Source organism: Enterobacter oligotrophicus (assembly GCF_009176645.1).
GTDB classification, from domain to species: Bacteria; Pseudomonadota; Gammaproteobacteria; order Enterobacterales; family Enterobacteriaceae; genus Enterobacter; species Enterobacter oligotrophicus.
Genome location: NZ_AP019007.1, coordinates 876,470 through 889,079, shown reverse-complemented (window position 1 = coordinate 889,079; position 12,610 = coordinate 876,470). Strand labels below are relative to the sequence as shown.

Here is a 12,610-nt window from a genome sequence, read left to right as displayed (position 1 = left end):
ATTCATGAGAAAAATCAGAGAATAACCCTGCAACGTTCAGAGGGTTTGTGGCACACTGCGCTTTTCGCACGGTCTGGCCGAGTTCTTCCGGCGGTTATTGATGAGAGAGTAAAACGACATGAAATGGCTATGTTCTGTAGGTGTCGCCGTTAGCCTGGCGCTGCAACCTGCGCTGGCAGAGGATTTATTTGGCAATCACCCGCTCACGCCTGAAGCACGGGATGCGTTTGTCACGGAATTGCTCAAAAAGATGACGGTCGATGAGAAAATCGGCCAGTTACGCCTGATAAGCGTCGGCCCGGATAACCCGAAAGAGGCCATCCGTGAGATGATCAAAGACGGACAGGTTGGCGCGATCTTTAACACGGTCACCCGCCCGGATATCCGCAAAATGCAGGATCAGGTGATGGAACTCAGCCGCCTGAAAATTCCTCTTTTCTTCGCCTATGATGTGCTGCACGGCCAGCGTACTGTCTTCCCGATCAGCCTCGGACTCGCTTCCTCTTTTAACCTCGACGCGGTGAAAACCGTCGGGCGCGTTTCTGCCTATGAAGCAGCAGACGACGGCCTGAACATGACCTGGGCACCGATGGTGGACGTCTCCCGCGATCCGCGCTGGGGCCGTGCCTCGGAAGGCTTTGGCGAAGATACGTATTTAACCGCCACGATGGGAAAAACCATGGTGGAAGCGATGCAGGGCAAGAGCCCGGCAGATCGCTACTCGGTGATGACCAGCGTCAAACACTTCGCGGCCTACGGTGCCGTTGAAGGCGGTAAAGAGTACAACACCGTCGACATGAGCCCGCAGCGTCTGTTCAACGATTACATGCCGCCGTACAAAGCGGGGCTGGACGCGGGCAGCGGCGCGGTGATGGTCGCGCTGAACTCACTCAACGGCACACCCGCGACGTCTGATTCCTGGCTGCTGAAAGATGTGCTGCGCGACCAGTGGGGCTTTAAGGGCATCACCGTCTCTGACCACGGCGCGATTAAGGAGCTTATTAAGCACGGTACCGCCTCCGACCCGGAAGACGCGGTGCGCGTGGCGCTCAAGTCCGGCATCAACATGAGCATGAGCGACGAATACTACAGCAAATACCTGCCGGGGCTGGTGAAGAGCGGCAAGGTAACGATGGCGGAGCTGGACGACGCGACGCGCCACGTGCTGAATGTGAAATATGACATGGGGCTGTTTAACGATCCGTATAGCCACCTGGGGCCGAAAGGGTCAGACCCGGTGGATACCAACGCGGAAAGCCGACTGCACCGTAAAGAAGCCCGCGACGTGGCGCGCGAAAGCCTGGTGCTGTTGAAAAACCGCCTGGAGACGCTGCCGCTGAAGAAATCCGGCACCATTGCCGTGGTTGGCCCGCTGGCCGACAGCAAGCGTGACGTGATGGGGAGCTGGTCTGCGGCAGGTGTGGCCGACCAGTCCGTGACCGTGCTGACCGGGATTAAAAACGCGGTCGGGGAAAACGCGAAAGTGGTTTACGCCAAAGGAGCGAACGTCACTAACGATAACGATATCGTTACTTTCCTCAATCAGTACGAGGAAGCGGTGAAGGTCGATCCGCGCCCGGCGAAAGCGATGATTGACGAAGCGGTGAACGCGGCGAAGCAGTCTGACGTTGTCGTGGCCGTCGTTGGTGAAGCGCAGGGCATGGCGCACGAAGCCTCCAGCCGTACCGATATCACCCTTCCACAAAGCCAGCGCGATCTGATCGCTGCGCTGAAAGCGACCGGCAAACCGCTGGTGCTGGTGCTGATGAACGGTCGCCCGCTGGCGCTGGTGAAAGAAAACCAGCAGGCTGATGCGATTCTGGAAACCTGGTTCGCCGGGACAGAAGGCGGTAACGCCATTGCCGACGTGCTGTTTGGTGATTACAACCCGTCAGGCAAGCTGCCGATGTCCTTCCCGCGCTCCGTCGGGCAGATCCCGGTGTACTACAGCCACCTGAATACCGGCCGTCCTTACAATGCCGATAAGCCGAACAAGTACACTTCGCGCTACTTCGATGAAGCCAATGGCCCGCTGTATCCCTTTGGTTACGGCCTGAGCTACACCACCTTTAAGGTCTCTGACGTGAAAATGTCAGCGCCAACGATGAAGCGTGACGGCAAGGTCACCGCCAGTGTGGATGTGACCAACACCGGTAAACGTGAAGGGGCAACGGTGATTCAGATGTACGTTCAGGATGTGACCGCCTCCATGAGCCGTCCGGTGAAACAGCTGCGTGGTTTTGAGAAGGTGGACCTCAAGCCTGGCGAAACTAAAACTGTCAGCTTCCCGATTGACGTGGACGCACTGAAATTCTGGAACCAGCAGATGAAATACGACGCCGAGCCAGGCAAGTTTAATGTCTTTATCGGCGTGGATTCTGCCCGCGTCAATAAAGGCGAGTTCGAGCTGCTGTAACCTTTCCTTCCACTCCATCCCCCGCCAGCCGGGGGATGTGTCTTATCTTATGCTAAAAAGGCATTTTGACGGTTAAATCCGCCGTTTTAAGCTACGCTTTTCTCTCAAGCCTCTGAAAAAGGCGACAAAAAAACGAGGACAGCGGAATGACGATTAAAAAGGGGATTTTAGGTTCTGCGGCGTTACTGGCGGCGCTGAGCTTGCCTTTGCAGGCGGCAGAGCCGGTGAAAGTAGGGTCTAAAATTGATACCGAGGGGGCATTACTCGGCAATATCATTTTGCAGGTGCTCGAAAGTCACGGCGTGAAAACGGTCAATAAAGTTCAGCTTGGCACCACGCCGGTCGTGCGTGGGGCGATTACCTCCGGCGAGCTGGATATCTATCCGGAATATACCGGTAACGGGGCCTTCTTCTTCAAAGATGAAAACGATCCGGCGTGGAAAAATGCCAAAGCAGGATATGAGAAAGTCAAAAAGCTGGATGCTGAGCAGAACAAGCTGGTCTGGCTGACGCCAGCGCCTGCCAACAATACCTGGACCATTGCGGTGCGCAAGGACGTTGCCGAAAAAGGTAAGCTGACCTCGCTTGAGGATCTCAGCCGCTACATCAAAGAGAAAGGTGAGTTCAAACTTGCGGCGTCCGCTGAGTTTATCGAACGTCCTGACGCGCTGCCCGCGTTTGAAAAAGCCTACGATTTCAAACTCGACCAGGCACAGTTGCTCTCTCTGGCAGGTGGTGATACCGCGGTGACCATCAAAGCGGCGGCACAGCAAACCTCCGGTGTCAATGCGGCGATGGCCTACGGTACTGATGGCCCGGTGGCGGCGTTGGGTCTGCAGACGTTAACCGATCCGAAAGGCGTTCAGCCGATTTATGCCCCAACGCCAGTGGTGCGCGAAGCGGTGCTGAAAGCGTACCCGGATATTGCTGAATGGCTCAAACCGGTTTTTGAAAAGCTGGATGAGAAAACGCTGCAACAGCTGAATGCCAGCATTGCCGTTGAGGGACTGGATGCCAAAAAAGTGGCGGCCGACTTCCTGAAACAACAAGGGCTTGTGAAGTAACAGGACAGGGCTGTGCCAATAAAATGTCATAACCGCGTACTGCTGCTGTTGGCCTGCGTGGCCATTGCAGCGGTTGCGCTACCGTTTGTGAATGTCGCGCCTAATCGCCTGATGTCGGGCGAAGGACGCGCGCTCTGGCAGATCTGGTCGTTTATGCCGGTGCCGTTGGGCGTAACGCTCGCTGTTGTGGTCGCCTTATCGTTCTCGTCAACGCGCGCGGCGCAATGGCTGACGCTTCTGCTCTGCGAAGTGCTCTTTATTGCGCTGTTCTGGAGCGCAGGGCAGGCGGCGACGCATATGACGTCTGTCGAAAGCCCGCTTGCGCGTACCTCTGTAGGCAGCGGCCTGTGGCTCTGGCTGGCGCTGTGTCTGCTGGCCTGTAGCGATGCGATCCGCCGCCTGATGATGGGGTCGGTCTGGCGTTGGTTATTGAACGCACAAATCTGGTGTATCCCGTTAGTGCTGCTGTTTAGCGGTGAGCTGAATAATCTCTCGCTGTTAAAAGAGTACGCCAACCGCCAGGATGTGTTTGACGGTGCGCTGGTACAGCATCTGACGATCCTCTTCGGTACGCTTTTCCCCGCGCTGTTGCTGGGCGTACCGCTGGGCATGTGGTGCTATCGCCATCCTGCCCGTCAGGATGGCGTCTTTACGGTTCTCAATATCATTCAGACCATTCCTTCCGTTGCGCTGTTCGGCCTGCTGATTGCACCACTGGCAGGGCTGGTGAAATCGTTTCCTGCGCTGGGAACGATTGGCATTGCCGGGACCGGGTTAACGCCTGCGCTGATCGCCCTGGTGCTGTATGCATTGTTACCGCTGGTGCGCGGCGTGGTGGCAGGCTTAAGCCAGGTTGCGCCGGATGTGCTGGAAAGCGCCCAGGCGATGGGAATGAGCGCGCGGCAGTGTTTCTGGAAAATTCAGCTTCCGCTTGCGCTGCCGTTACTCTTGCGTAGCCTGCGAGTGGTGACGGTGCAAACCGTGGGGATGGCGGTGATCGCGGCGTTGATCGGCGCAGGTGGCTTTGGTGCGCTGGTATTCCAGGGATTGCTCAGCAGTGCGCTGGATCTGGTGTTATTGGGCGTGGTGCCCACCATCGCGCTGGCGGTGGTGCTTGATGCGCTGTTTGCCTTATGGCTCGCGTTGCTCAGAGGGAGAGCCAATGATTGAATTTCACGATGTGAGTAAAACCTTTGCGGGCCGCCCGGCGGCGAGCCACCTGAACCTGCATTTTGCCGAGGGGGCGTTTTCCGTGCTGATTGGTACGTCCGGTTCGGGGAAATCGACCACGCTGAAGATGATCAACCGGCTGGTGGAGCACGACAGTGGGTTGATTCGTTTTGCCGGAGAAGAGATCCGTAGCCTGCCGGTACTGGAGCTGCGCCGCCGCATGGGATATGCCATCCAGTCTATCGGCCTGTTTCCACACTGGACGGTCGCGCAAAACATCGCCACCGTGCTGCAACTGGAAAAATGGTCACAGGCTAACATTCATGATCGGATCGACGAACTGATGGCGCTGCTGGGGTTAGAGCCTGCGTTGCGCGATCGCTACCCGCACCAGCTTTCTGGCGGGCAGCAGCAGCGGGTCGGGGTGGCGCGTGCATTGGCTGCTAATCCGCAGGTGTTGCTGATGGATGAGCCGTTTGGCGCGCTGGACCCGGTCACACGTGGTGCGTTGCAGACGGAGATGACGCGCATTCACCGTATTCTGGGTCGCACTATTATTCTGGTCACCCATGATATCGATGAAGCGCTGCGCCTTGCTGACCATCTGGTGCTGATGGATCACGGCGAAGTGGTCCAGCAGGGAACGCCGCTTGAGCTACTCACCCATCCGGCGAACGATTTTGTGCGCGAGTTTTTTGGTCACAGCGAGCTGGGCGTCAGGCTGCTTTCTCTGCGCACCGTGGGCGATTATATGCGTCGACAGGGTTCTCAGGTGAGTGGCGAACCACTACGGGAGCAGATGAGCTTGCGCGATGCGCTGTCGGCGTTTGTTGCGCATCAATGCGAGGAATTGCCTGTTTCTGACGAGCAGGGCACGCCATGCGGTACGCTACATTTTCGTGATTTGCTTGCCGGGGAGGTGACGCGTGAAGTGGGTGCGTGATCCGTTACTCTGGCTGGCTGGCGTTTTTATCGCCTTACTTTTCCTGATGCCACACAGTGCGGCGCTGTTTAGCTCGCTTTTTCCTGGCCTGCCGCGTCCGGTCTACCAGCAGGAGAGTTTTATTAATCTCACGCTGGCACACTTCTGGCTGGTGGCGCTCTCAAGCGTTATTGCCATTGCGCTGGGTGTCGGGGCGGGGATTGCGGTGACGCGTCCTTCAGGCCGTGAGTTTCGACCGCTGGTGGAGACCATTGCGGCGATCGGCCAGACATTTCCACCGGTAGCGGTGCTGGCGATTGCCGTTCCGGTGATTGGCTTTGGTCAGGAGCCCGCCATTATTGCGCTGATTTTGTACGGCGTCCTGCCCATTCTTCAGGGCACGCTGGCCGGGATTGCGGCTGTTCCTGCATCGGTATTGAGCGTGGCAGAAGGCATGGGAATGAGCGCCTGGCAGCGGCTGCGTAAAGTTGAGCTGCCTCTGGCTGCGCCCGTTATCCTGGCCGGGGTCCGTACCTCGGTGATCATTAACATCGGGACGGCGACCATTGCCTCAACGGTGGGAGCAAACACGCTGGGAACGCCAATTATTATCGGCTTAAGCGGGTTTAATACGGCTTACATTGTACAGGGGGCGATACTGGTTGCGCTGGCGGCGATTGTTGTCGATCGCCTGTTTGAGCGCCTGGCTGTGTACCTCAGCCGACACCGCCACGAACAATAAACGAGTAACCTGCCAGCATCACGCCGCCGATACCGCTGACGGCCATCAGAACAAAAAGGGTAATTACGGCCAGTTTCGTTGCCTTCATCATGTGCTCCTGTTGTTAACGGAACAATTATACGGTGAAGCGCAGCTGTTAATGAACCATTAAATGCCGTTACGGTTCATTTGGGCCAAGCGGATAAACTGGATAACCATGCTCACGCCACTCCGTCAGCAACTGTTGCTGCGAGGCGGACGGGACTTCACCACACCAGACCAGCAGCGTTTGTCCGTCAAACAACTCAGGCCGTAGCTGGGCGAGAGAGTGCGCCAGAACGTCCACGCGCCAGCCGCGCTGGGTGGCGATCCAGGCTTCAAGCCACAGACGCGTGGTGTCATGAACGTTCCAGCCGACAACCAGCGCATCTTTGCCGCTCTTGTTTCTCGCTGAAGCAAGACAGACGGAAATATAGTTAATGAGCACGCCGTCGAGCATGCTGAGCAGCGCCTGCAAGGTGGACTGCTGACACTGCAGACGGCGACGTAGCGGGATAAAAAGATGCGTGATCAAGGTTTGCGCCGGATAGTCTCGCCCTTGCTCTTTGATCCACCCACGCAGGCGCTGCAGGTTACCGGCCTGCAGGAGGCGCAGGAGGGTTTCCTGCTGTTCGCGCCAGAGATGTTGTGTGTCAGGGTCATCCTGGCTGAGCAGCGATTTCACTTTGCCGACCTGAACGCCGTTGTCAATCCAGCTTTTGATCTCACGGATTCGATCGATATCCGCATCATTGAAAAGACGGTGGCCGCCGTCCGTTCTCTGCGGTTTGAGTAGACCATACCGTCGCTGCCACGCCCGTAGCGTAACGGGATTGATATCACAAAGGAGTGCCACTTCACCTATCGTGTACAGCGCCATATTCGCCCCCTGGCTTGCGCGTCCCCAGCTTAACTGTAGACCCACTTTGCCGAACCAGGAAGAATTGTCCGTTTTTTGAACAAATAATGCGAAGCATACGTTATGTTCAGCAAAAGGTGTGATGACGGACACGATTTATACCTTTTATGGGCTGCTTCAAAGAAAGTTAAGCTCCTTCAGTGTATGTTACGCGTTTTTAGAGTGTGCGGTTTGTGAGTATGTACGAGTTTAATCTGGTACTGCTGTTGCTTCAGCAGATGTGTGTGTTTCTGGTCATCGCCTGGTTGATGAGTAAAACGCGCTTGTTTATCCCGCTAATGCAGGTCACCGTACGCCTGCCGCACAAATTCCTCTGCTACGTTGTCTTTTCCATATTCTGCATCATGGGGACCTGGTTTGGTCTTCACATTGAAGATTCTATTGCCAATACGCGCGCCATTGGCGCAGTGATGGGCGGGTTGCTCGGCGGCCCCGTCGTGGGAGGGCTTGTCGGGTTAACCGGCGGCCTGCATCGCTATTCGATGGGCGGGATGACGGCGCTAAGCTGCATGATCTCAACGATCGTCGAAGGGCTGCTGGGGGGCCTGGTCCACAGCTACATGATCAAACGTGGACGGCCGGATAAAGTCTTCAGCCCGATAACCGCAGGGGCTATTACCTTTGTGGCAGAAATGGCGCAGATGGCGATCATTCTGCTGATTGCCCGGCCGTTTGACGATGCGCTCCACCTGGTCAGCAGTATTGCCGCTCCAATGATGGTGACAAACACCGTGGGCGCGGCCCTCTTTATGCGTATTTTGCTCGATAAGCGCGCGATGTTTGAGAAATACACGTCGGCATTTTCCGCCACCGCCTTAAAAGTTGCCGCATCGACGGAAGGGATACTGCGTCAGGGCTTTAACGAAGAGAACAGCATGAAAGTGGCGCTGGTACTTTATAAAGAACTGGATATCGGTGCGGTGGCAATAACGGATCGTGAGCGGCTGCTGGCGTTTACCGGCACCGGGGACGATCACCACCTGCCGGGTAAACCGATCTCTTCTGCCTATACTCTGCGCGCCATTGAAACCGGGGAAGTGGTCTATGCCGACGGTAACGAAGTGCCGTATCGCTGTTCGCTCCATCCGCAGTGCAAACTCGGCTCGACGCTCGTGATCCCACTGCGCGGTGAAAATCAGCGGGTGATGGGCACGATCAAACTCTATGAGGCAAAAAACCGACTGTTCAGCTCCATCAACCGCACGCTGGGGGAGGGGATTGCGCAGCTGCTTTCCGCACAAATTCTGGCGGGGCAGTATGAACGGCAGAAGGCATTGCTGACGCAGTCGGAAATTAAACTCCTGCATGCTCAGGTGAATCCGCACTTCCTGTTTAACGCCCTCAATACGCTCAAAGCGGTGATTCGCCGCGACAGCGATCAGGCGGCACAGCTGGTGCAGTTCCTGTCGACCTTTTTCCGCAAGAACCTCAAGCGCCCGTCGGAAATTGTTACGCTGGCCGATGAGATAGAACATGTAAATGCCTATCTGCAGATTGAGAAAGCGCGTTTTCAGTCGCGCCTGCAGGTGTCGCTCTCCGTTCCCGATGAACTGGCGTACCAGCATCTTCCGGCCTTTACGTTGCAGCCCATCGTGGAAAACGCCATCAAGCACGGCACGTCGCAACTGTTGGGAATGGGGGAGATCACCATTTCTGCCAGCCGGTTTAACCACCATCTGGTGCTGGATATTGAAGATAACGCCGGTCTGTATGAACAATCCGCCTCAGGTGGGTTAGGCATGAGCCTGGTGGATAAACGCCTGCGCGCGCATTTTGGTGACGACTGTGGCATCACTGTCGCCTGTGAGCCAGATTGCTTTACCCGAATTACCCTACGACTGCCGCTGGAGGAAAACGCATGTTGAGAGTGCTGATTGTTGACGATGAGCCGTTAGCACGGGAAAACCTGCGCGTTCTGTTGCAGGAGCAGCCTGACATTGAGATTGTGGGTGAGTGCGCAAACGCCATTGAGGGCATCGGCGCGGTTCATAAGCTGCGCCCGGACGTGCTGTTCCTGGATATTCAGATGCCGCGGATAAGCGGGCTGGAGATGGTCGGGATGCTTGATCCTGAGCACCGCCCTTACATCGTGTTTCTGACGGCCTTTGATGAATATGCCGTCAAAGCGTTTGAAGAACATGCGTTTGATTATCTGCTGAAGCCGATAGAAGAGAAGCGTCTGGAAAAAACGCTCACCCGTTTACGTCAGGAGCGCACCGTGCAGGATATGACGCTGCTTCCGGACAATCAGCAGCCGTTGAAATTTATTCCGTGCACCGGCCATAGCCGAATTTACCTGCTGCAGATGGATGATGTCGCCTTTGTCAGCAGCCGTCTGAGCGGGGTGTATGTCACCAGCGCTGAAGGTAACGAAGGGTTTACAGAGCTGACGCTGCGCACGCTGGAGAGCCGCACGCCGCTGATTCGCTGCCACCGACAGTACCTGGTAAATATGGCGCACCTGAAGGAGATCCGTCTGGAAGATAACGGCCAGGCGGAGCTGGTGCTGCGTGCCGGGCAAACCGTGCCCGTTAGCCGTCGCTATCTGAAGAGTTTGAAAGAGGCGATAGGCCTGTAAAGCTGGTACACTGCGCGGCATTGCATCATCGACAGTTAAAGGCACTCATGATTAGTAATGATATTCTTCGTAGCCTGCGCTACACCCTGAAAGCAAATAATAACGACATGGTGCGCATTCTTGCGCTTTCCGATATGGAAGCCACGTCGGCCAGCTTCGATACCTGGATGACCAAAGAAGATGAAGAGGGTTTCGTTCGCTGCCCGGACATTATTCTGTCTGGTTTTCTGAACGGCCTTATCTACGACAAGCGCGGCAAAGATGAATCTGCGCCGGAGCTGGCGCTGGAGCGTCGGGTGAACAACAACACGGTACTGAAAAAGCTGCGGATTGCGTTTTCACTGAAAACCGACGATATCCTGACGATCATGACCGAGCAGAAATACCGCGTGTCGATGCCGGAAATCACCGCCATGATGCGCGCGCCGGACCACAAAAACTACCGCGAGTGCGGCGACCAGTTTTTGCGTAATTTCCTGCGCGGGCTGACTCACCGGGTGCATCATCCGAAGGCGTGATTTAGCCGGGTGGTGGCTTCGCCTTACCCGGCCTACAAAACCCGCAGGCCCGTGCAAGCGGAGCGCCGCCGGGCAAAAAAAAGCCGGAGATTATCTCCGGCTTTTTTGTTATTTCACCTGCTGACCCGGCTTCGCGCCTTCGTCAGGGCTTAACAGGAAGATATCTTTCCCGCCAGGGCCTGCGGCCATCACCATCCCTTCAGAGATGCCGAAGCGCATTTTACGTGGTGCCAGGTTGGCAACCATCACCGTCTGACGGCCAATCAGCACCTGCGGATCAGGATACGCAGAACGGATGCCAGAGAAGACGTTACGCTTCTCGCCGCCCAGATCCAGCGTCAGACGCAGCAGTTTGTCAGAGCCTTCCACGAATTCCGCGTTTTCAATCAGCGCCACGCGCAGGTCAACTTTCGCGAAATCATCAAAGGTGATGGTCTCCTGAATCGGATCGTCCGCCAGCGGGCCGGTTACCGGTGCCGCAGCAGCCTTCACTTCTTCCTTAGAGGCTTCCACCAGCGCTTCAACCTGCTTCATTTCGATGCGGTTGTACAGCGCTTTGAAGGTGTTCACTTTGTGGCTGAGCAGCGGCTGCTGGATTGCGTCCCAGGTCAGTTCGGTGTTCAGGAACGCTTCAGCACGTTCAGCAAGCTGTGGCAGAACCGGCTTCAGCCAGGTCATCAGCACGCGGAACATGTTCAGACCCATGGTGCAGATGGCCTGCAGATCGGCATCGCGGCCTTCCTGTTTCGCGACAACCCACGGTGCCTGCTCGTCCACGTAGCGGTTAGCCACGTCGGCCAGCGCCATGATTTCACGAATCGCTTTACCGAATTCACGGCTTTCCCACGCTTCGCCAACCGCGGCGGCGGCATCGGTGAAGGTTTTATACAGCTCAGGATCGGCCAGTTCAGCAGACAGCACGCCGTCAAAGCGTTTAGCGATAAAGCCCGCATTACGGGACGCCAGGTTCACTACCTTGTTGACGATGTCCGCGTTCACGCGCTGCACGAAATCTTCCAGGTTCAGGTCGATATCGTCGATGCGGGAAGAGAGCTTCGCGGTGTAGTAGTAGCGCAGGCTGTCGGCGTCGAAGTGGTTCAGCCAGGTGCTGGCTTTGATGAACGTGCCGCGAGATTTGGACATCTTCGCGCCGTTGACCGTCACATAGCCATGAACAAACAGATTAGTCGGTTTGCGGAAGTTGCTGCCTTCCAGCATCGCTGGCCAGAACAGGCTGTGGAAGTAAACGATGTCTTTGCCGATGAAGTGGTACAGCTCGGCATCGGAATCTTTCTTCCAGTAGGCGTCAAAGCTGGTGGTGTCGCCGCGCTTGTCGCACAGGTTCTTGAAGGAGCCCATGTAGCCGATTGGCGCGTCCAGCCAGACGTAGAAATATTTGCCCGGCGCGTTCGGGATTTCAAAGCCGAAGTACGGTGCATCGCGGGAGATATCCCACTGCTGCAGGCCGGATTCGAACCACTCCTGCATCTTGTTCGCCACCTGCTCCTGCAGCGCGCCGCTGCGGGTCCACGCCTGCAGCATTTCGCTAAACGACGGCAGGTCGAAGAAGAAGTGCTCGGAGTCACGCATCACAGGCGTCGCGCCGGAGACCACGGATTTCGGCTCGATAAGCTCGGTCGGGCTGTAGGTCGCGCCGCACACTTCGCAGTTATCGCCGTACTGGTCCGGGGATTTACATTTCGGACAGGTGCCTTTGACGAAACGGTCCGGCAGGAACATGCCTTTTTCCGGATCGTACAGCTGAGAAATGGTACGGTTTTTGATAAAACCGTTCTCTTTCAGACGGGTGTAGATCAGCTCCGACAGCTCGCGGTTTTCGTCGCTGTGTGTGGAGTGATAGTTGTCATAGCTGATGTCAAAGCCAGCAAAATCGGTCTGATGCTCCTGACTCATTTCGGCAATCATCTGCTCCGGGGAAATCCCCAGTTGCTGTGCTTTCAGCATGATCGGCGTGCCGTGGGCATCATCGGCGCAGATGAAGTTAACCTCGTGGCCGCGCATTCGCTGGTAACGGACCCAGACATCAGCCTGGATATGCTCCAGCATGTGGCCGAGGTGGATTGAGCCGTTGGCGTACGGCAGGGCGCACGTTACCAGAATTTTCTTCGCGACTTGAGTCATAGTAGGCATTACTTCTTTTAACTGTGAAAAGGGTTTTCGATGTTACCTGAAAGGTAATAACTCCGCCAAGTGATAAGGGCATTAATCCATAAATGAATAATTGTTACCTCTGGGGTAAACT

General features: G+C 56.2%; 11 protein-coding genes. 8 read left to right on the top strand and 3 right to left on the bottom strand.

Features of this window, described 5'->3' with window-relative positions:
- Positions 1–118 precede the first annotated feature (118 nt).
- The 5 genes from bglX to EoCCA6_RS04210 all read left to right on the top strand — a co-directional run bounded on the left by bglX (position 119) and on the right by EoCCA6_RS04210 (position 6,314).
- Positions 119–2,416, top strand: a complete 2,298-nt coding sequence (gene bglX, locus EoCCA6_RS04230) for a beta-glucosidase BglX (RefSeq protein WP_152081614.1) — start codon at positions 119–121, stop codon at positions 2,414–2,416.
- Positions 2,417–2,562: 146 nt separating this feature from the next.
- Positions 2,563–3,480, top strand: coding sequence for a glycine betaine ABC transporter substrate-binding protein OsmF (gene osmF, locus EoCCA6_RS04225; RefSeq protein ID WP_152081613.1), 918 nt, complete (start codon positions 2,563–2,565; stop codon positions 3,478–3,480).
- 12 nt (positions 3,481–3,492) lie between these two features.
- Positions 3,493–4,650, top strand: coding sequence for an ABC transporter permease (locus EoCCA6_RS04220; RefSeq protein WP_152081612.1), 1,158 nt, complete (start codon positions 3,493–3,495; stop codon positions 4,648–4,650).
- Positions 4,643–5,593, top strand: coding sequence for an ABC transporter ATP-binding protein (locus EoCCA6_RS04215; RefSeq protein ID WP_152081611.1), 951 nt, complete (start codon positions 4,643–4,645; stop codon positions 5,591–5,593). The genes EoCCA6_RS04220 and EoCCA6_RS04215 overlap by 8 nt, the downstream gene beginning before the upstream one ends.
- Entirely contained in the window at positions 5,577–6,314 is a 738-nt protein-coding gene (locus tag EoCCA6_RS04210) for an ABC transporter permease (protein WP_152081610.1), read from the top strand. The genes EoCCA6_RS04215 and EoCCA6_RS04210 overlap by 17 nt, the downstream gene beginning before the upstream one ends.
- Here the strand turns inward: EoCCA6_RS04210 and EoCCA6_RS04205 are convergent.
- Complete coding sequence (locus EoCCA6_RS04205; RefSeq protein WP_010433613.1) at positions 6,289–6,402, bottom strand: protein YohO; 114 nt, start codon at positions 6,400–6,402, stop codon at positions 6,289–6,291. The two genes, EoCCA6_RS04210 and EoCCA6_RS04205, sit on opposite strands and share 26 nt — an antisense overlap.
- A 69-nt stretch (positions 6,403–6,471) precedes the next feature.
- A complete protein-coding gene (gene mlrA / locus EoCCA6_RS04200) occupies positions 6,472–7,212 on the bottom strand; it encodes an HTH-type transcriptional regulator MlrA (protein ID WP_152084397.1) in 741 nt (246 codons plus the stop codon).
- Between the two features lie 218 nt (positions 7,213–7,430).
- On the opposite strand from mlrA, the gene EoCCA6_RS04195 reads away from it, so the two are divergent.
- The 3 genes from EoCCA6_RS04195 to EoCCA6_RS04185 are packed head-to-tail and all read left to right on the top strand — an operon-like array spanning position 7,431 to position 10,347.
- The gene (locus EoCCA6_RS04195) at positions 7,431–9,116 is read left to right on the top strand and encodes a sensor histidine kinase (protein WP_152081609.1); all 1,686 of its coding nucleotides are present in this window, start codon (positions 7,431–7,433) and stop codon (positions 9,114–9,116) included.
- Positions 9,110–9,829, top strand: coding sequence for a two-component system response regulator BtsR (gene btsR / locus EoCCA6_RS04190; protein ID WP_152081608.1), 720 nt, complete (start codon positions 9,110–9,112; stop codon positions 9,827–9,829). The genes EoCCA6_RS04195 and btsR overlap by 7 nt, the downstream gene beginning before the upstream one ends.
- 47 nt (positions 9,830–9,876) lie before the next feature.
- A complete protein-coding gene (locus tag EoCCA6_RS04185) occupies positions 9,877–10,347 on the top strand; it encodes a YehS family protein (RefSeq protein ID WP_152081607.1) in 471 nt (156 codons plus the stop codon).
- A 108-nt stretch (positions 10,348–10,455) separates the two neighbouring features.
- On the opposite strand, the gene metG is transcribed toward EoCCA6_RS04185, so the two are convergent.
- Positions 10,456–12,489, bottom strand: coding sequence for a methionine--tRNA ligase (gene metG / locus EoCCA6_RS04180; RefSeq protein ID WP_152081606.1), 2,034 nt, complete (start codon positions 12,487–12,489; stop codon positions 10,456–10,458).
- Between the last annotated feature and the right edge of the window lie 121 nt (positions 12,490–12,610).

What these genes read in the sequence shown, in the direction of transcription:
- mlrA (WP_152084397.1), bottom strand. Translation starts at nt 7,212, where the DNA reads ATGGCGCTGTACACGATAGGTGAAGTGGCACTCCTTTGTGATATCAAT.
- metG (WP_152081606.1), bottom strand. Translation starts at nt 12,489, where the DNA reads ATGACTCAAGTCGCGAAGAAAATTCTGGTAACGTGCGCCCTGCCGTAC.
- EoCCA6_RS04205 (WP_010433613.1), bottom strand. Translation starts at nt 6,402, where the DNA reads ATGAAGGCAACGAAACTGGCCGTAATTACCCTTTTTGTTCTGATGGCC.
- EoCCA6_RS04215 (WP_152081611.1), top strand. Translation starts at nt 4,643, where the DNA reads ATGATTGAATTTCACGATGTGAGTAAAACCTTTGCGGGCCGCCCGGCG.
- osmF (WP_152081613.1), top strand. Translation starts at nt 2,563, where the DNA reads ATGACGATTAAAAAGGGGATTTTAGGTTCTGCGGCGTTACTGGCGGCG.
- EoCCA6_RS04195 (WP_152081609.1), top strand. Translation starts at nt 7,431, where the DNA reads ATGTACGAGTTTAATCTGGTACTGCTGTTGCTTCAGCAGATGTGTGTG.
- EoCCA6_RS04185 (WP_152081607.1), top strand. Translation starts at nt 9,877, where the DNA reads ATGATTAGTAATGATATTCTTCGTAGCCTGCGCTACACCCTGAAAGCA.
- btsR (WP_152081608.1), top strand. Translation starts at nt 9,110, where the DNA reads ATGTTGAGAGTGCTGATTGTTGACGATGAGCCGTTAGCACGGGAAAAC.
- bglX (WP_152081614.1), top strand. Translation starts at nt 119, where the DNA reads ATGAAATGGCTATGTTCTGTAGGTGTCGCCGTTAGCCTGGCGCTGCAA.